General features: G+C 36.8%; 18 protein-coding genes. 10 read left to right on the top strand and 8 right to left on the bottom strand.

Translation table 11 applies throughout. The features are described 5' to 3' along the window. Positions 1-34 precede the first annotated feature (34 nt). The 3 genes from rsgA to ACHUE4_RS07560 form a co-directional block, all read right to left on the bottom strand. Positions 35-1,117 (bottom strand): ribosome small subunit-dependent GTPase A, encoded by a 1,083-nt coding sequence (gene rsgA, locus ACHUE4_RS07550; protein ID WP_394188759.1) that lies wholly within the window; start codon positions 1,115-1,117, stop codon positions 35-37. Between the two features lie 365 nt (positions 1,118-1,482). Beyond that, a complete protein-coding gene (locus ACHUE4_RS07555; RefSeq protein ID WP_394188760.1) occupies positions 1,483-2,373 on the bottom strand; it encodes a cation diffusion facilitator family transporter in 891 nt (296 codons plus the stop codon). A gap of 75 nt (positions 2,374-2,448) precedes the next feature. Then, positions 2,449-3,777 carry a hemolysin family protein gene (locus ACHUE4_RS07560; RefSeq protein ID WP_394188761.1) on the bottom strand — a complete coding sequence of 443 codons (1,329 nt, stop codon included), beginning with the start codon at positions 3,775-3,777 and terminating at the stop codon, positions 2,449-2,451. Between the two features lie 205 nt (positions 3,778-3,982). Here ACHUE4_RS07560 and chrA point away from each other — a divergent pair, with 205 nt between their 5' ends. From chrA to kynB, 3 genes are read left to right on the top strand one after another with little or no spacing between them, the layout of a single operon-like run. Continuing rightward, the gene (gene chrA / locus ACHUE4_RS07565; RefSeq protein WP_394188762.1) at positions 3,983-5,170 is read left to right on the top strand and encodes a chromate efflux transporter; all 1,188 of its coding nucleotides are present in this window, start codon (positions 3,983-3,985) and stop codon (positions 5,168-5,170) included. A gap of 24 nt (positions 5,171-5,194) precedes the next feature. Next, positions 5,195-6,457: a kynureninase gene (kynU, locus tag ACHUE4_RS07570; protein WP_394188868.1), complete on the top strand. Its 1,263-nt coding sequence runs from the start codon at positions 5,195-5,197 to the stop codon at positions 6,455-6,457. Beyond that, entirely contained in the window at positions 6,458-7,078 is a 621-nt protein-coding gene (kynB, locus tag ACHUE4_RS07575; protein WP_394188763.1) for an arylformamidase, read from the top strand. A gap of 551 nt (positions 7,079-7,629) precedes the next feature. Here kynB and ACHUE4_RS07580 read toward each other — a convergent pair. The 3 genes from ACHUE4_RS07580 to ACHUE4_RS07590 form a co-directional block, all read right to left on the bottom strand. Further along, complete coding sequence (locus ACHUE4_RS07580; protein ID WP_394188764.1) at positions 7,630-9,051, bottom strand: cryptochrome/photolyase family protein; 1,422 nt, start codon at positions 9,049-9,051, stop codon at positions 7,630-7,632. A gap of 147 nt (positions 9,052-9,198) precedes the next feature. Further along, positions 9,199-9,687: a universal stress protein gene (locus ACHUE4_RS07585; RefSeq protein ID WP_394188765.1), complete on the bottom strand. Its 489-nt coding sequence runs from the start codon at positions 9,685-9,687 to the stop codon at positions 9,199-9,201. 15 nt (positions 9,688-9,702) lie between these two features. Further along, the gene (locus tag ACHUE4_RS07590; RefSeq protein ID WP_394188766.1) at positions 9,703-9,855 is read right to left on the bottom strand and encodes a hypothetical protein; all 153 of its coding nucleotides are present in this window, start codon (positions 9,853-9,855) and stop codon (positions 9,703-9,705) included. A gap of 493 nt (positions 9,856-10,348) precedes the next feature. Here ACHUE4_RS07590 and ACHUE4_RS07595 point away from each other — a divergent pair, with 493 nt between their 5' ends. The 3 genes from ACHUE4_RS07595 to ACHUE4_RS07605 all read left to right on the top strand — a co-directional run bounded on the left by ACHUE4_RS07595 (position 10,349) and on the right by ACHUE4_RS07605 (position 14,315). After that, positions 10,349-12,091, top strand: a complete 1,743-nt coding sequence (locus tag ACHUE4_RS07595; protein WP_394188767.1) for an ABC transporter ATP-binding protein — start codon at positions 10,349-10,351, stop codon at positions 12,089-12,091. Beyond that, positions 12,088-13,845 carry an ABC transporter ATP-binding protein gene (locus ACHUE4_RS07600; RefSeq protein ID WP_394188768.1) on the top strand — a complete coding sequence of 586 codons (1,758 nt, stop codon included), beginning with the start codon at positions 12,088-12,090 and terminating at the stop codon, positions 13,843-13,845. The genes ACHUE4_RS07595 and ACHUE4_RS07600 overlap by 4 nt, the downstream gene beginning before the upstream one ends. Positions 13,846-14,054: 209 nt before the next feature. Further along, complete coding sequence (locus tag ACHUE4_RS07605; RefSeq protein WP_394188769.1) at positions 14,055-14,315, top strand: metal-sensitive transcriptional regulator; 261 nt, start codon at positions 14,055-14,057, stop codon at positions 14,313-14,315. A 147-nt stretch (positions 14,316-14,462) separates the two neighbouring features. Here ACHUE4_RS07605 and ACHUE4_RS07610 read toward each other — a convergent pair whose 3' ends face one another. Together ACHUE4_RS07610 and ACHUE4_RS07615 are read right to left on the bottom strand one after the other, a co-directional pair. After that, positions 14,463-16,358 carry a hypothetical protein gene (locus ACHUE4_RS07610; protein WP_394188770.1) on the bottom strand — a complete coding sequence of 632 codons (1,896 nt, stop codon included), beginning with the start codon at positions 16,356-16,358 and terminating at the stop codon, positions 14,463-14,465. Between the two features lie 359 nt (positions 16,359-16,717). After that, complete coding sequence (locus ACHUE4_RS07615; protein WP_394188771.1) at positions 16,718-16,921, bottom strand: YheE family protein; 204 nt, start codon at positions 16,919-16,921, stop codon at positions 16,718-16,720. Positions 16,922-16,988: 67 nt separating this feature from the next. Here ACHUE4_RS07615 and ACHUE4_RS07620 point away from each other — a divergent pair, with 67 nt between their 5' ends. The 4 genes from ACHUE4_RS07620 to ACHUE4_RS07635 all read left to right on the top strand — a co-directional run bounded on the left by ACHUE4_RS07620 (position 16,989) and on the right by ACHUE4_RS07635 (position 19,832). Then, positions 16,989-17,378, top strand: a complete 390-nt coding sequence (locus ACHUE4_RS07620; protein WP_394188772.1) for a ferritin-like domain-containing protein — start codon at positions 16,989-16,991, stop codon at positions 17,376-17,378. 104 nt (positions 17,379-17,482) lie between these two features. Next, the gene (locus ACHUE4_RS07625) at positions 17,483-18,604 is read left to right on the top strand and encodes a DUF445 domain-containing protein (protein WP_394188869.1); all 1,122 of its coding nucleotides are present in this window, start codon (positions 17,483-17,485) and stop codon (positions 18,602-18,604) included. Between the two features lie 12 nt (positions 18,605-18,616). Next, positions 18,617-18,964, top strand: a complete 348-nt coding sequence (locus tag ACHUE4_RS07630) for a YlbF/YmcA family competence regulator (protein ID WP_394188773.1) — start codon at positions 18,617-18,619, stop codon at positions 18,962-18,964. 133 nt (positions 18,965-19,097) lie between these two features. After that, a complete protein-coding gene (locus ACHUE4_RS07635; protein WP_394188774.1) occupies positions 19,098-19,832 on the top strand; it encodes a ZIP family transporter in 735 nt (244 codons plus the stop codon). The last annotated feature ends 88 nt before the right edge of the window (positions 19,833-19,920 follow it).

A 19,920-nucleotide genomic window follows, 5' to 3' on the forward strand; every position in this document is an offset into this window, starting at 1 on the left:
AACAGCTTTTTTTGATTTTGTGAATTGAAATCCTTCATCTTTTTTTAACTGGACGTTTTCGACTGTCTTTAGTGATTTGCTTCCATTTACTTCGCTCCGCTTTTTGTGCGGCTAAGTCGGCTTTTCGTTCCATGAAAGCTAATTCTTTTTTCAGCTTTTCATAGCTTGCATATCTTTCACGTGACAATGAGCCATTGTTTAACGCTTCTTCAATTGCGCAACCTGGTTGCCCATTGTGCTGACAGTCATTAAATCGGCAAGTTTCGGCAATCTGTTCAACATCTTTAAAACCAGCATCTAAACTTTCGCTATTATCCCATAACTGAAACTCACGCATTCCTGGCGTATCAATGAGCAAACCTCCACCTGGCATGTGGAATAACTCACGATGGGTAGTTGTGTGGCGACCTTTGTCATCATCTTCGCGAATGGTTTGCACATTCATAACATCTTCGCCGCACAATGCATTTGTTAAAGAAGATTTCCCGACACCGGAAGAACCGAGTAAGGCAGCTGTCTTGCCATCTTTCAATAAATCCTGCAATTCAGGTATTCCTTCACCAGTTACACTACTGACAACGTAGATAGGAACGCCAAAAGCAACAGCTTCAGCTTGTTCTATATAGGTTTCAGGGTCATTGCAAAGATCTTTTTTCGTTAATACGATGACAGGATTTGCACCTGAATCCCATGCTGCAATCATATATCGTTCAAGTCTACGTAAATTAAAATCTAAGTTTAAAGACATGACCAGAAGTACATAATCCACATTTACCGCGACAATTTGTTCAACCGTTGTTTCCCCAGCTACTTTTCTAGAGAATAAAGAATTTCTTGGCAAAATACTGTGAATGATTCCTTTTTCTTCTCCAGGCATTTGCTCGATTCCAACCCAATCTCCTACAGCAGGGTAATCACGTCGTTGTTGTGCGTTATGTTTAAAGTTACCTGATAAGGTTCCTAACCATTCACCTTGATCAGTTACCACTCGGTACATATGCTTATGTTCAAGTAATACACGACCCGCAACCATTTTTCCGCGCTTTTCACTTCGTATTTGTTCATTCCACTTTGTGTCCCAGCTATCGTTCCAACCATAATGTTTAATTATTTTCAATGTTGTTTCCTCCAATTTTGTGTATATAAAAAAACCGTGTCTGCGAATAGGCAGTCACGGTTTAATACACATCACTAGAAGACGTATCGCTTTTAGAAAGCACACGCGTGATGAGATACCTGAAACATGCCGATTCGCTTGTTTACATTCGATAATAAAATTGACATAATACCTCACCTGCTTTCTATTTAATAAATAAACCATACCAAAAGTGTATTCACTAAGTCAATACTCTAATTAATTAATTTGACCTAATGATTAAGTACTATGTTAAATATTTCTATTATATAAGAATGTGATGTCATAAGAGTGGGGATTCTTTCTTGACTTATCGGACTAGGCTATAATGTATTGCTTCAAATGGATTATACCGTTGAGTTTTCTGGTTCGGGAATTGCGGGTTCAATATGCACGAGCACCATACAGAATGGTTTGACTTTGTGAATTTTGTTTTCAATTTGTTCGGTAATCCGGTGACTTTCTACGACATTCAGCGTCGGATCTACGGTTACGGTTAAATCGACAAACATTAAATTCCCATGCATCCTACCTTTAAAATCTTCGATATTAATAACACCCTGCACTTTTCGAACCAGCAAAGATAGCGTTTCCACCTCTTCTTCATTGAAGCCATCCGTTAAGGTATGTACCGCTTCATTAAAAATATCATAAGCCGTTTTTATAATTAAAAAAGCAACGAGAAGGGCAGTAATCGAATCGATAATCGGATAGCCAAAAATAGCTGCTAAAATCCCGACTGTTGTCCCAACACTGACCAGTGCATCCGATCGGTTATCGTATGCAGCAGCTCGAACAGCCGAACTGTTGATACGATTCGCTAGTTTTAAATTATATCGATACACAACATACATAATTATGGCACTTCCACTAGCAACACCAGCTGTTAATAACGAGGGTGTTTGATGAACAGGATGAAGCAAATTTCCACCTGCATGGACGAGTACTTGTAAACCTACAGCCGCCATAATGAAAGAAGCGACAAGGGAGGCGATTGTTTCCGCACGTAGATGTCCATAATGGTGGTTATGATCGGGTGGTTTCTGAGAAATACGTAAGCCAACTAAAACAGCAATAGACGCCGCAATATCGGTGGTGTTATTTAATCCGTCCGCTTTAAGTGCTTCAGATGTACCAATTATGCCGATAGTTAATTTCGTAGCTGCTAAAAGGAGGTAGGTAACAATGCTGATAATCGCACCTTTTTCCCCTTCTCTTAATTGTGTATAGAGTTCCATTTTGTTTCCCACCTCCAAAACATTGTGACATAACAAAACGACTCTCATTTAGAGAGTCGTTTTCTATCGTCCGTTTTATAGATCTTCTACATTTGTAATCTGTTCTTCATTAATTCGAGCGACTTCTAGGTAAAGTATGTGATGACCTTCCATATCTTTAACCGTAAATTCATAGCCTTGCTCAATTATTTTTTCACCTTTTATGGCTTCAAAACGTTTCGTCATAAACCAACCACCAATAGTATCGATATCTTCTTCGTCAATATCAATGCCAAGAATATCATTGACATTTTCAATTAAGATTTTCGCATCTAATATATAATGGTGCTCGCCTATTTTTTGTACTTCCGGTAGTTCATCATTGTCAAATTCATCACGAATATCGCCAACGATTTCTTCAAGTATATCCTCAATTGTAACAAGTCCAGACGTGCCACCATATTCATCCATTAATACCGCCATATGAATTCGTTCACGTTGAATTTTTAGTAATAAATCACCAATCGGAATTGTTTCAATTACCCGAATAATAGGTTGCATATAGTCGATAACTGGGCGATTAATATTATTTGTATCTTTAATATAAGATGTTAATAAGTTCTTCATGTTTACTAAACCAATAACGTGATCTTTATCGCCATCAGTTACTGGATAGCGTGTATATTGCTCAACGTTAACTTGATCAAACACTTCACGAAGAGTTGTATCTTTATCTATGGTGCTCATCTCTGTACGTGGAGCCATAATTTCTTTGGCAATCCGATCGTCAAACTCAAAAATTTTATTTACATATTTGTATTCTGCTTGATTGATTTCGCCACTTTTCAAGCTGTCTGAAAGAATCATACGAAGTTCTTCTTCTGTATGAGCTAATTCAGACTCAGAAACAGGTTTTAATCCAAATAAACCCGTTAGTGCCCGAGCAGATCCATTTAAGAATTTTATAAACGGATACATGATGCGGTAAAACCAAATCAGAGGAACAGCAAAAAATAGTGAGACTTCTTCAGCTTTTTGGATGGCTAAAGTTTTCGGTGCTAATTCACCAACTACTACATGTAAAAACGTAACTAATGAGAATGCAATGATAAATGAAAGTAAAGACGCAACACTATCACTCACTGAAAAGTTTTCAAAGACTGGATGCAAAATGCGTTCCACAGTCGGTTCACCTAACCAACCTAATCCTAAAGCGGTGATGGTTATCCCAAGCTGGCACGCGGATAAATATTCATCTAAATTTGAAATGACTCTTTTAGCGGGAATCGCACGCTTATTACCTTCCGCAATCAATTGATCGATGCGTGTTGTTCTCACTTTTACAATAGCAAACTCACTTGCTACGAAGAATGCTGTAAAAGCGATTAAGACAGCAAATGCTGCCAATCGTATGGCTATGTCCAAAGAATTCCTTTGTTCCAAACCCGAATGAGGGGGAGAACAAAGTGTACACCTCCTGTTTTTCTGAAAAATAGTTAATACTTATAATAATAAAATACTCAAGGCGAAAAGACAAATAATACTTTTTTAGCACGTTATCTCTTTATCCCTATCACTATTTTTATTATCATATAAGAAGAAGCTTATATATGACAAGGAGGTCACAACAATGACAACTAACAAAAGAAGCAAATACATAGAAATATTAGCTGCTTCAACAAAACTTGGTTTGACATCTTTTGGTGGTCCAGCAGCTCATATTGGATATTTTAGAGATGAATATGTAGAAAAAAGAAAATGGCTAGATGACAAATTATATGCTGATTTAGTGGCATTGTGTCAGTTCCTACCTGGTCCTGCAAGCTCTCAAGTAGGAATATCTATCGGTATGCTTCGCGGAGGATTACTAGGTGGTTTAATTTCTTGGATTGGTTTCACATTACCATCCGTACTTTTGCTTATGGCATTCGCTTGGATCATCATGCAAACCGGTTCGTTTGAAAGTGGTTGGATTCAAGGATTGAAAATTGTTGCAGTAGCTGTTGTTGCACATGCGTTAATGGGCATGAGTAAATCTTTAACTCCAGACAGACCACGAATAACCGTGGCGATGATTGCTACAGGGGCAACATTACTAATTCCAACTGCCTGGGGGCAAATATTGATTATTATTCTAGCTGGTCTTTTTGGACTTCTTTATTATCGAAATGAAAAGGCACCTGAAGCAGTTGAGATGCCTTTACAGTTTGGGAAAAAGACAGGCATTGTCGCATGGATATTATTCTTTGCCTTACTTATTTTGTTACCAATATTCAGACCGTTTGTTCAAGCAACTTGGTATGCCATCTTTGATATCTTTTATCGAGTAGGTTCAATTGTTTTTGGTGGGGGGCACGTCGTTCTTCCTATGTTAGAGCGTGAAGTTGTTCCAGAAGGTTGGATGTCATCAGAAGCGTTTATCGCTGGATACGGAGCTGCACAAGCCGTTCCAGGTCCATTGTTTACATTATCAGGTTACCTAGGACAACTGATGGGAAGTTTCTCAGGTGCAGCTATAGCTGTTGTTGCGATGTTCTTACCGTCATTCTTATTAGTTATAGGAACTTTGCCGTTTTGGTCTATTATTCGTACAAAACCAAGAATTCAAGCTGCCTTAAAAGGTGTAAACGCTGCAGTAGTGGGCATTTTACTTGCTGCATTATATGATCCTGTATTTACAAGCGCGGTTCATGACCCAATTGATTTTGTCATTGTGCTGATCTCGTTTACTCTGTTAGTATTTTATAAACTATCACCTTGGATTGTTGTGGTCATTACAGCTATTTTAGGTGCATTGAGCTTTGCCATGTTTGGCTAAAAAGGAGTTTTGACTTTGGATACAATGTTGCAATATGCAAAGGATATGGACCAACACGATCAGATGCGTACTTTTAAATCCGAATTTTATTTACCTGAAAATCAAATCTATATGGATGGGAATTCTTTAGGACTGATGTCTAAGCGTTCAGAAAAAACATTAACTCAACTCATGTCTAGTTGGCGTGAAAAAGGCATTGATGGATGGACAGAAGGCGAGGAGCCTTGGTTTACCTATCCAGAGAAACTGAGTGAACGTGTGGCTAAGGTAGTAGGTGCACGTGGCAATGAAGTAATGGTGACGGGTTCAATTACTGTGAATATTCATCAAATGCTATCAACCCTTTTTCACCCAACGCCAGAGCGATCCGTTATTGTTGTAGATGAATTAAACTTCCCATCAGATATTTATGCAGTAGAAAGTCACTTGAAACTTCGTGGACTTGATCCGTTTGTTTCCATGCGCAAAGTAAAAAGTGAGGACGGTTACACATTAACGCTAGAAGCCATTGAGGAAACGTTAACAGATGATGTCGCGATTTTAATGTTGCCATCTGTTTTGTATAGAAGTGGACAGTTATTAGATTTGAAGAAAATCACAGAAATGGCTCATGCAAAAGGAATTTTAGTTGGATTTGACTTGGCTCACTCAGCTGGAGCAGTTCCTCATCAATTACATAACGACGAGGTCGACTTTGCGATTTGGTGTCATTACAAATATATGAACAGCGGACCAGGTGGAACTGGCGGGCTCTTCATTCATGAACGTCATCACCATGAATTACCTGGCTTAGCAGGATGGTTTGGCTCTGATAAATCAAAACAATTTGATATGTCGCATGCATTTTCAAAAGCAGAGGGAGCAGGTGCATACCAAATTGGTACGCCGAACTTATTTAGTACAGCTCCGCTTAGTGGAAGTGTTGAATTGTTTGAAGAAGCGGGAATGGATGCAATTCGTAACAAGTCCTTAGCATTAACACAATATTTACGTGATTTAGTAAAGATGCAACTGAATGATTTTGGTTTTACAGATGTGACGCCAATTGCTGACGAGGCACGTGGCGGGCATATCGCTTTAGCACATCCTGAAGCGGCGCGTATTTGTAAAGCGTTGAAACATGCAAATGTTGTACCCGATTTCCGTGCGCCAGATATTATTCGTCTCGCACCGATCAGCTTCTATTCAAGTTTCATGGATGTTTGGGAAATGGTTCAACGTCTGAAAAAGATTATGGAAGAAGAATCATACAAGACGTTTACTAACGAACGAAATGTGGTGGCCTGATTGAAAATTCATGACATTTCCATGCTGTTGAATAAAGAATCTGCCGAATGGCCAGGAGACACACCATTTCAATTTCAAATTAGCTGGTCAAAGGAACAAAGTGGCTCAGTTAATGTAGGGCAAATCACAACTAGTACACATGTCGGAACGCATATTGATGCGCCATTTCATTTTGATAATGAAGGATTAAAGGTACATGAGCTTCCATTAGAAAATTATATTCTAGAAGCCGTAGTGGTCGATGTGCGTGGAAAAAGTGAAGTTTCACAAGAAATGCTTCGTAACGTGCAGGTTGGTCCTGCAAAAGCTGTGCTCTTTAAAACAAGTGCTTGGCAAAACCGAAGTGAATTCCCTGAAGAAATTCCTTTATTTAATGTCGATGTTGTTGAGTGGATGATTGAAAACAACTTGGTGTTATTTGGCGTAGACTTACCTTCAGTTGATGCCATTACCAGTAAAGAACTTCCAATGCATCATGCATTAGGAGAGGCAGGACGCTATATTCTGGAAGGAATTGACTTAGATGATATTCAAGAAGGCATTTACAAATTAATTGCACTTCCATTAAAAATAGAGGGAGCAGATGGAAGTCCTGTTCGTGCAGTATTAATAGAAGAATGATAGATGGAAGGGACTGTCTCATAAGTCATTTTGTGACTTAGAGATAGTCCCTTTTCCCATGCTGTAATTTCCGTTTCAAACGGACGCTTTCCGCGGGCATGGCCTCAGTCTCCTCGTCGCTTCGCTACTCCGGGGCCTTCAGCTCATGCTATTCCCGCTGGAGTCGCCGTTTTTCACTCCAATCCATTACCTACTTAAGATTGTGGTTTACAAGATGCACAACAAAAATAAATACAATAAAATTCAATTTTTCCAATCCAAATTCCTGGTTGATGTTTATTGGACAATCACATTTTTCTGTTTACAAAAAAACTAAGTTGGAAATATGACGATCTCAGTTAAAATTTAAATTTTGAGGTTCTCAATTACAAAAAAGATTACTTGTTTTTGATTGGAATGGAGGCGGCGACTCCGGAGGAATTAGCAAGAACTGAAGACCCTGGACTGAGCATTGCGAGGGAAGCGGCTGAAGTCTTGCCCGCGGAAAGCGTCCGCTGAAATGGAAATCAACATTTTTGAATATGTATACAGTAAAAGCGAATGACGGATAGTCATTCGCTTTCATCAGACTTTGAATTTTTAATTTCACCATAAGCTAGCAGTGCGCGAGTTCGGCCTGCTTTGTGAGTGACGATAGGGAATGGGTATGTTTTACCTAATACAACTCCGGCGTCTTCTAATGCCTCTGCTGAAGCTTGGTCAGGTTCAATAATGTCTTTATTTGAAAGTCCTTTTAACTCTGGAATCCATTTTCGAATATAGGTAGCCTCGTTATCGAATTTCTCACTTTGTAAATAAGGATTGAAAATCCGGAAATAAGGAGCTGCATCTGCGCCACTTCCTGAAGCCCATTGCCATCCAAACGTGTTGTTAGCGATATCACTATCGATAAGCGTATCCCAAAACCATTCCATCCCTTTTGTGAAATCAATGAGCAAGTGCTTCGTTAAATAACTCGCTACATTCATTCGAACACGATTATGCATATAACCGGTTAACCACAACTCACGCATGCCTGCGTCTATTAGTGGAATACCTGTTTGACCATGACACCATTTTCGATAATGATCTTCATTATTTAGCCAAGGGAAGTTATCGAATTTCTCGTTAAGTGGTCTACTCACCGTTTGAGGATAATGAACAATCATATGATAAGCAAATTCTCTCCATATTAATTGGCGAATGAATGCTTCACATACGTCTGGTTTCATTTTCAAAGCGTAATGATACACACTGCGTACCGAGAGAGCTCCGACTGCTAAATAAGGAGAAATTCGTGATGTTCCATTTATTGAAGGGAAATCTCTCAAGTGTTTGTAAGCAGCAACATCTTCATCAATAAATGTTTTCACTTGTTCAATCGCAGCATCTTCTCCTACAGACCAAGTTTCGTCAATCCCTTTTGTCCAGTCAAGAGAGGGGACTAACTTCAACGAATCGATCGTAGCTGAAATACAGGTGACCTCTTGAGGTACCTCTATAAAGGTGGCTTCCATTACTTTTGGGACGGCTTGTGGAATTGTTTTTGTTCGAAATTGCTTATAAAAGGGGGTGAATACTTTATAAGGCTCGCCATTTTCTTTTACAGCTTTCCATGGCGGCAGAAGCATGGTACCTTCAAACGTTTTCACCAAGATACCTTTTTCATCTAATTCGTGTGCAAATGCTTCATCACGGATTCGCTGATCGGGGTGATATGAGCGGTTATAATAGACAGCATTAATTTGTAATTCCTCAATGAGGGATTCAATTGTTTCTTTAAATGAATGACTCGAGACGTATAAGTCTCCATCAAATTTGCGCAATGAAGATTGTAAAGACTTCAAGTGACCATGAGTCCAATATTTAAACGCTGAGCCCAAGTTTTCTTGAAGTACATAAACCGGTAAAATATCACCATCTAATGATGCTTGATGCATGGCAGGATGATCGTGAAGACGTAAATCATTTCTTAAAATAACGGCAATTTTCATCGATTCATGTCTCCTTTAATATCCGTCTTTAATTTACAGGTCTTATTTAAACAGGATAAACATATTCTTCTTTATTCAGTATAGAAGAATTCTAATTTTATTCGAAATAAAAATGCGTTCCTCGGTGTAAGAGAAACGCATTGGAAATTATTTAACTACTATTACTGAACATGGAGCTTCTTTTACAAGTTTTTCACTAACTGAACCGACAAAGAATTTTTGAAAACTGGATTTTCCACTATTCCCTACAATAATTGCATCTGCTTGTTCTCGTTCGGCTAATTCAGCTAATGCTCTAGTAGGGTGTCCATCAACAGCAACAATATCGCCACTTACTTGATGTTCATCCAATTGCGCTTGAATAGAATCTGACATTTGTACAGCGTAATCTCTAGCAAAATGTCTCGGTGATTCAGGATCGTTTGGTACGGGTGGAATTGTTGTCATATCGTCTAGGATTGGTGCAGAACCTAAAGGTTGACCAGAATAGGCAATCTCCTCACCTACAACATCTTCATTAACATAAGCTATTAGTAATTTGGCATTTTGATTAAGTTGAAGAATTGTAATTGCTTTTTCTAGTGCGGCTCTACTGCCTTCTGAACCATCATAACCAACGATCATTTTTTGGAACATTTAAATCACTCCTTATTAACTAAACATCGGGAATACGTAAGAAATTAAGAACCATAGAATACCAAAGAATATAATGATATAAGCTGCGTACTTAATGAATGTTGCACCTACTAGACCCGTGTCCGTTTTCTCTTCTCGTTTTACTTCAACATGTTTGTGTTCTTCCATTTTTTCATCTCTCCCTATCTCTTAAGATTTATTACTCTTTGAATACCCATCTGTAAAGTGTCTAAACTTTTTGCATAAAGAATTAGCATTTATTTCAAAATGTATTGACAATTTAAAAAACAACGTGCTAATCTTAAATAAGTAAATAAATGTGAGAAAAGGAGGTACGACCGATGATTAACAAAATGGATATTCGTTCAAATTGCATAGTTCTTCCGTACCTGCCTGTTATTTCTCAATTGACTTAACACATAACAAGGCACAGGTATGGACCTGTACCTATTTTCAAGAGCGCACGCATCTGGAAACAGGGCGTGTGCTTTTTTGTGTTCATTTATTACCAAAATTTGGTGTTACCAGTGAAAGCTGTCACATAAAAAATGAAAAAAGGAGTGCTGACGATGAAAAATCGGCAACAGAAACAAATTTTACTAAAGGAATCTCTAGAAGGTGGTTAGTTAGGCTACACCTATAACAGAAAGTAGGAAATGACATGTTCACAGTATTATTTAAATTAAGATGGTTTTTCAAAGAAAATTGGAAACGGTATACAATCGCCATTTCCTTATTAATGGTTACCAATGTGCTAGAAGTTGTCCCTCCATGGTTACTCGGAGAATCAATTGATGCTATTTACCAACAAACATTAACATCTAAATTATTACTTACATTTATACTCGCTCTTATTGCAGTTACAGTTGTCAATTATTTGAGTAACTTTGTTTGGCAATATCAACTTTTTGGTGGGGCATATGTAATTGAGAACCAATTACGTGGTCGTTTGATGAAACAATTTTTACGAATGACTCCATCTTTTTATGAAAAAAATCGCACAGGAGACTTAATGGCTCGTGCGACAAATGATTTAAAAGCGGTATCTACGACAGCAGGTTTTGGTATTTTAACGTTAATCGACTCATCCCTATATATGTTGACAATATTAATAACAATGGGTGTTTTAGTGAGTTGGAAATTAACATTAGTCGCATTATTGCCATTGCCTATTTTAGCGATTATCATGCAAATTCTTGGGAAACGAATCCATGAAAAATATATGAAAGCTCAAGATGCATTTGGAGATATGAATGATAGCGTTCTAGAAGCAGTAGCTGGAGTACGCGTGATTCGTGCCTATGTTCAAGAACGTGCCTCTGAAAAACAATTCGATGAAATGACAGAAGATGTTTATGCGAAAAACATGGAAGTTGAAAAAATCGATGCATTGTTTAACCCAATTACAAAAGTATTAACGGGTATCAGTTACATGATTGGTCTAGGTTATGGTGCTTATTTAGTGTCACAACAACAAATGACTCTAGGAGATTTGGTAGCGTTTAATGTCTATCTCGGGATGATTATTTGGCCAATGTTTGCGATTGGTGAATTAATCAATGTCATGCAACGGGGAAATGCTTCATTAGACCGCGTTGAAGAAACGCTGGATTATGAAGAGGATGTTAAAGATCCTGAACAAGCGGTTAAATTGGATCGTCCAGGTCAAATTGGCTTTAGTTCAGTTGACTTCCAATATCCGACGTCTACGAACATCAACTTGTCGAATATTCATGTTCAAATAGAACAAGGTCAAACGCTTGGAATCGTTGGGAAGACGGGTAGTGGGAAAACGACATTTATCAAGCAATTACTAAGGGAGTATCCCGCTGGTAAAGGTTCATTATCATTGTCTGGTATTTCAATTGAAGAGCAGACGAAAGACCAAGTTCGCAATTGGATTGGCTATGTTCCTCAAGATCATGTTTTATTCTCACGAACAGTGAAACAAAACATTTTGTTTGGTCATCCAGATGCAACAGATCAAGACATTGAAGATGCAATTCGATTATCTTATTTCCAAAAAGATTTGGAAATGCTTCCTCAAGGTCTTGAGACACTTGTTGGGGAAAAGGGAGTCGCTTTATCGGGAGGACAAAAACAACGTATTTCGATTGCACGTGCGTTAATTAAAAATCCTGAAATTCTTCTATTAGATGATTCCTTATCTGCAGTTGATGCGAAAACAGAATCAAAAATTATTGAAAATATTCAAAGAGAACGAAACGGAAAAACAACAATTATCACGACTCATCGCTTGTCAGCGATTCAACATGCTGATTGGATTCTTGTATTAGATGATGGTGTGATTATTGAAGAAGGTACACATGAGGATTTGTTGGAAAACGAAGGCTGGTATAAAGAACAGTTCGATCGCCAACAGATCGAGGAGGTGACGTCATGAGTACAGGAAAAAGACTTTGGGTATACGCCCTTCACTATAAAAAATTGTTAATCATGGGGATGTCATTACTAACCGTTGCTGTAGCAGCAGATTTAGCCGGACCCCTAATTGCAAAGAAAATTATTGACGATCATATTGCAGGAGCTGATGGTGGTTCAATCGATTTTGAACCAATCGCGATGTTACTTGGCATATTCTTTGCTTTAACCGTTGTTGCTGCTGTATTTCGATATGGCGAGTACTTACTTTTACAAAAGGCAGCGAATCGTGTCATTCAAAAAATGCGTAATGATGTGTATCAACATATTCAAACGCTACCAATTCGCTATTTCGATAATTTACCGGCTGGAAAAGTAGTAGCTCGAATAACAAACGATACAGAAGCCATTCGTGAACTATATGTAACGGTATTGTCTCAGTTTGCATCAAGTGCCATGTATATTACAGGGATTTATGTGGCTTTGTTCTTCCTAGATTGGAAAATGGCAACGATTGCATTATTTGTCTTGCCAATCCTCTATATTTGGATGATTATGTACCGTAAGTACGCATCAAAATATAATCATATTGTTCGAGGGAAAGTCAGTGATATGAATGCAATGATCAATGAATCCATTCAAGGAATGACGATTATTCAAGCATTTCGACGTGAAGAACAAATGCAAGAAGAGTTCGAAGTTATGAACCGTGAACACTACAAATATCAGAATAAGTTATTGTATTTGGACGCAGGAACTTCTCACAATTTAGTAGGGGCAATTCGATCCATCACGTTTGTCTTATTCATCTGGTATTTTGGTGGTGCTTCATTGACAGCAACAACAGCTATTTCAGTAGGGGTTTTATATGCGTTTGTAGATTATATAACGCGATTATTCCATCCAGTTACTGGCGTGGTGAATCAGTTAGCTAAATTAGAACAGGCTCTTGTAGCTGCCGAACGAGTATTCCGATTGATGGATCGACCTGGTGAAGATGTAAGCGATGAAAAGGTTGATAGATATGAAGGGAATGTACGTTTTGAGAACGTCTGGTTCGCTTATAAAGAAGAAGAGTATGTCTTAAAAGACATTTCTTTTGAAGCGAAGAAGGGCGAGACTGTTGCGCTAGTTGGGCACACAGGTTCAGGTAAGAGTTCGATTATGAATTTACTGTTCAGGTTCTATGATGTTTCTAAAGGTGCCATCACCATTGATGGCATGAATATTCAAGACTTATCTCGTCAGACAGTACGTGATCATATGGGAATTGTTTTACAAGATCCTTATTTATTCACAGGAACGATTGAAACAAATGTGAGTTTAGGTGATGCAAGAATTTCTCGTGAAAAAGTGCAAGCTTCTCTAGACGCAGTTGGAGGAGAACGAGTATTAAAGCATTTACCGAAAGGAATTGATGAGCCTGTTATTGAAAAAGGAAGTACATTATCTTCTGGACAACGACAACTCATTTCATTTGCGCGCGCTTTAGCATTTGACCCAGCGATTCTGATCTTAGATGAAGCTACATCGAATATCGATACCGAAACCGAAGAAATTATTCAACACGCAATGGATGTTTTGAAAAAAGGACGAACAACATTCATTATTGCTCATCGACTTTCTACTATTAAAAATGCAGACCGAATATTAGTGTTAGATCGAGGAGAAATTGTTGAACAAGGTACACACGATGAATTATTAACTTTAGGAGGACGTTACGAACAAATGTATCGTCTTCAATCTGGCGTATCTCTTAATCCTCAAGTGGGTTAAGGGATATCCCTTTTTAATAAAGTATATCTTTGCGCAACATAGCATATCAGTCTTGTAGCCTAATCAGTGAAACTAGTAATCAGTGCTTCCACAACTATTCTTAACTCATGGGTGACACCTAGAAGTTGTTTTTAGCATTTATGATTGCAAGTTACTAGTGAAAGCTTTATATTTAGAGAATCGAAACACGGAAGACTGGAGTGAGAGTTGTGCAATATGATAAAGATGTAATTAATCGTTTGAAAAGATTAGAGGGACAGGTTCGTGGAGTAATTAAAATGATGGAAGAGGGAAAAGATTGTCGTCAGGTAGTCACTCAACTATCAGCTGTGCGTTCTGCTTCTGATCGATCAATTGGACTAGTCGTTGCGAAGAACTTACAACAATGTATCATTGAATCGAATGAGAATGGCAAGTCTGCCGAAGATGCTATTCAAGAAGCAGTTCAAATGCTTGTGAAAAGCCGTTAATAAGCTATTAACAACTGGTTCATTAAAACTGAATACTCGCCTGAGTTGAAAATAAAACACAAAAAAGGATGCCAATTCGAAAATGAATTGGTATCCTTTTTTAATAATGGAAAAGCTTTTATTATCAAGCTGTTTGAATCGATTATTCTAATCGTTTTTAGAAAAAAATATGGGTTTCTTTGAAATTCCATTTGCAATGGTATTGAAACAATATATCAGTAACATAAAGGTAAACAATGGAGGAAGAATCATCCAATATTGTTTCGTCATAAAGACTTCTCTTGAAATGGCAATCATACCTGAAAGCTCAGATATGTCTGGTACTCCATACGTTGAACCTCCAACAAAAAGGGATAAAATCCCTAAGTGCACAAACATTTGTAGCACTTGTACGATATGTTGTGTCCAAAGTAAAAGAATCTTTGGCCATAGAATAGGATTTAGATGTTTGATTAAAATCCATATTAATGATCCCCCCATCACAACTGAACTTTGAACATATTCTTTTTTTAAAGTTTCATTCATTTCATTCCCTATGGAACTTGTTGTTACTGGTAGAACAATGACGGACATAATGACAATTTGAAATATCAACCTCTCCATTAATGTTGTTTCCCATATGCCAGTAAAGTTTTTAAGTACTGGCATTAATAAAATATAAGTTAGTAGTGATAATGGTAAAAAATGCATACCATCAGCAATCGAATTAATGGCTACTCTTATTTTATTGTTTGAATAAAACACATAAAGGATTGCAAATAAATAACCCGCTACAATTCGTGTAGTTGCAATGACTAAAGTGATTAGGATGGTATATTTGATACCAACTATTAATTGTTGAAGTATAGAAAAACCATATGGATCTGTTCCAAATAGAATGCTAGAAGATGGAGGATGTGGTGAAATACTTAGCATTTCCCCTTCCTTATTGTAAATATAATTGATTTGATCTATTTGATCGTCAAATATAATGAAATACATAAAGCTAGTTAATAAAAGACCAAATACAATCAAAACTGGAATCTTAATGTTTAAACTTTTGAATAAATTTTTCCTTCCTGTTGTCAAGGTTGCTGAAATTCCAGGGCTAGAGTCTTTTTTTCTAAAGATAGGTAATGATTTAATTTGTTGAATGCTTAATAAAGATAAATTTAAATTATTGAAAATCACATTTCTCATTATTTGCTCTTTATCTACAATACGTTCTGCTACTGTATAAAAAAAGAAGAAGGGAGTGAAAATAGATAAAAGAATAAAACTTGTCCCAGTCGGACTGAAATCAGCCCTCAAATAATAAAGAATGCCATTGATGCCAAAAAGGTATTCAATAATTAATAAGGAAGATAGACTTAGCCAAACAATTGATTTAGATTGGAAAAATACACTTTTCAAAACATTAGAAGTACAATGTTTCAACAATACTTCGAAATTATTTAACCCCTTAGATCTTGCCAACTCAACATAGGATTTTCCCCATTCCTCTTCAAATAACAAGATAAAGAGCTTAAAAAACAACAGAGTAGGTAAAATGGATAAACAAAGAATAGGAGCGAGATACACCAAGTTATCTCCTAAACTATAAAATTGTAAAATAAGAATATCGGTTTTTAAATAGACATAAACAACTACTATTTGTATAAGAAATACAAATGAAAAATCCGGAAATGACTCAAGAATTTTTGCTGTCTGTAGAAGGAATTTTTTTGGAAAGTCCTTTGACAAGAATGTAACTATAGACAGTACAAATGAAATTATTAGCGATATCAGGAGTGAGGCAATCAGAATCGACATTGAATAAATATAAGGACCTGTAAAATATTCAAAAAATGAAATATATTTCGCTTCCAGAGTATTGAGTGATATATAGCTTAAATGCCATTCAGCTGGTGTAAAGAAGTCCTTTACAACTCCAGAAAATGTTGAAAAAAATAATTGAAGATCAAAGAAGTGGTGAAGTTTAAAGAGAACAGGTGCACAGCTTATTAAAATAATGCCTATTACACCGAATAAATACTTAAATAATGTGGTTGATAATATCTTCAAGTAAGGTCCTCCTTAAGGACTCATAAGATTATGTTGCTAAAAAATAAAAAAGGGATCTTAAGATTGTATATAATTCATAGGATTATTCCGGTCTGCATTTCCATGATTCGATTCATTTAATACCTGTATGTAATATTGATTCACTTAACTCTTTAAATATTTTTTAAAAAATCATTACTAATACTATGTTTCTTTTAAATATATTTAACAAAAATTTCCTATGCTAGTAATACGTGCTAAAAATAAAAAAGTTTCACTTATCATCTTTTTCCACACTTTACATATGATTCTCAAAAAAACAGAAAAGACACAGCTTGCACCATTTTCGGCGCAAACTGTGTCTTTTCTAATTTATTGCATTAATCGTACACGTGAAAAAGCATTAATTCATGAATCATTTTCTTTACGGTTTCTTCATCAGGAGGATGAGAATCTTTCCACTCGATTTTGCCATCAGGATGGTAGTCGCCAATATAGCGGGATTGTTTATAAAAAAATGAAAACGTCCAGCCGGGTAGTTGCTTGTTTTCAAACATTGGTTTAAAGCTAAAGTGTTGTAACATGAGGAACTCCTTTCATAGTGTCACTTTTCGTCGCATAAGTTGTCTTAAAGACAAAAGGAGTGACAATGTGTTTACTGAGCAATTAAAACAAGCCATCGAAGGTGAGTATAGAGATTATTATGTTTATAAACATATGCTCACATTAACGGATGATGCCTTTTTCAAATCCTTTATAAAACATATTATAGAGGATGAAAAAAGCCATTATGAAATGTTTCAACAACTCTATTATATGCTGACAGGAGAGTTTGTTCAAAACCCTGCTAAGCCGAAGCATCCGACTAGCTTTAAAAAAGCAGTAAAAGATGCACTCGTAGATGAATTAGAAGCCGTTGAATTATATAAAGAAATGTTGCTTACCATCCCAATACCTCAAGCACATGATCCATTTTTTATAGCTATGAATGATGAAATGGAACATGCTATTCGACTTTCAACTATATATAACTCGATTTAAGTTCATGTCTTCTCATTTTTAATCGAGCTGCCTTCTTGTTATAATGGAAGGTAGCTTGAAAGAAAAAGGTGAAGACATTGAATTTTTTATGGACAATCGTATTTATGGCACTCATTGGTGCTTTAATAGGTGGATATACAAATCACTTAGCAATCAAAATGTTATTTCGTCCGCATGAAGCTAAATATATTGGCAACTGGAAAGTCCCTTTTACACCAGGGCTAATTCCAAAGAGACGAGATGAATTAGCAAAACAATTAGGCAGAACGGTAGTAGAACATTTATTGACTCCAGACACATTTAAACGCCGCTTTTTCTCTCAAGAGATGAGTCGAAAAGCAGAAATTTGGATTCAAAGTCAGATTACAAAACAGGTGTTTGAATCTGATGTTACGATTCAACAATGGATGCAAAAAGCCGGTATTGAGCAAATACCTAATCGAGTAGAAGCGAAAATTGATGACATTTTAGATGAGCAAATCAGAAGCATGGAAATGCGTTTTGCTACTAAATCAATTCGTGAATTGGCACCTGAACAGTGGATGGAAAAAGCAAATCAGCAAATTCCAGAGATTGTAGAGTACATGCTAAGTAAAGGCGAATCCTTTTTTGATTCAGAAGAGGGGAGACAAACGATTAAACGACTGGTTGATGACTTCCTTTCTTCTAAAGGCACATTAGGAAACATGATCCAAATGTTTATGGGAGAGTCGTCCACTATAGTCGACAAAGTCCAGCCTGAGATTCAAAAGTTTCTAAGAGCTCCAGGAACATTTGAATTAATTGCCAATATCATTCGCGGGGAATGGGAAAAGTTAAAAGATCGACCTCTCCAAGAATTAATCGGTGGCTTCGATTGGCAGCCTGTCTTATCAACCGTAAAGACATATGTAAAACAAGAGCTAGCAGTTGAAAAACGACTAGATGCTACGTTACAATCATACTGGCCAGACGGTGCAAACTGGACTGCACTTAACTTCACGCCGAAGTTAACGAATTTTGCTTTCCTTCAAGGAGAACAAAAGCTTGAAGAAATGATACACCGCTTAAAATTAGAAGATATGGTTAAAGAACAGGTGGATTCATTCCCAGTGCAACGTTTAGAAGAATTAGTTCTTGGTATTTCAAAGAAAGAATTTAAAATGATAACGGTCCTTGGAGCAGTTCTTGGAGGGGTTATCGGAATTATTCAAGGTCTTATCGTCTACTTTATGAATATGATATAGGAGTGATTTTTAATGACTGTAAACATTTATGATGACATCAACCGATTAGAAACTTCTTTTAGAAAAACAAATGAATATGCCGCGGTACAACAAGCTGTTGCTGAAGTAAAATCAGATGAACAAGCTTTGGCACTATTTAAAAGCTTTAGAGATTTGCAGATGACGCTACAACAAAAACAAATGGCTGGAGAAGAAATTTCAGGAGAAGAACTTGAGTATGCTCAAAAAACAGCACAACTGGCTCAAGCAAATCCTAAAATTGAAAAGATGCTACAAGCTGAAATGGGCTTAAGCGGTTTAATCGAAGAAGTGAATCGAGTTTTAATGAAACCAGTGCAATCTTTATATGATGGAATGTAAAACCGGCTAATGCCGGTTTTTCTTTTTGCGTATCTACAAGAACAACAAACTCATATCGTTTTATAAAAAAATAGCAGTAAAGTGTTCATTTTAGGGTATAAGTAACAAGTATCCAAAAGAAAGGAGATAGAGCATGATCTTATTTACATTTTTACTTACTTGTGGACTTATCGCTGTACATATTTTATCCAAAAGGCTAGATTTTTTAAGGTTTTCTCCTCGACACGTGTTTCTATCTTTTTCTTCAGGGGTTGCAGTTTCTTATGTATTTGTTCATTTATTGCCTGAATTAAATGAATATCAAAAAGAGCTTGAAGATACAGTTCAGTCAAATTTTTGGATGGTTATGGAAGATCATATTTATATTGTCGCAATGATTGGACTTGCTATATTCTATGGGTTAGAAGTTATGGTTAGGAAAAAAGAAGAGTTGGATGAAAAAGAAGGCGGAGATCAAGAGTCCTTACAAAGATTTCAAATTCATATGGCTTCTTTCTTTTTTTACAATGCAGTGATTGGATATTTGATGGTTCGTGGTGAATATGAAGGTGTAACTGGTACTCTTTTGTTTTTTGTTGCTATGAGTGTCCATTTCATTACGAATGACTGGAGTTTAAGAGAATCTCATAAAGAAGAATATGATCGATTCGGAAGATGGTTACTGGCGGTAGCTATTTTCGTAGGTTGGAGTGTTGGGGCTTTTATTGAAATAAAAGATGTTGTGGTTTCACTTCTTACTGCTTTTTTAGCGGGAGGAATTATATTGAATGTAATGAAGGATGAACTACCTGAAGAGCAAAAAAGTAATTTGCCCGCATTCTTAATCGGTATTTTGAGTTATACGTTACTATTGGTATTTTTACACTAAGTACAAAGTTCAAATTCGGTTAATCAATAAAATTAGACGGAGCCACCACCACATAAGTGGAGGCTCCGTCTTTCTTAAGTACAACAAA

This window comes from Paenisporosarcina quisquiliarum, from assembly GCF_043641925.1.
GTDB lineage: Bacteria > Bacillota > Bacilli > Bacillales_A > Planococcaceae > Paenisporosarcina > Paenisporosarcina quisquiliarum_A.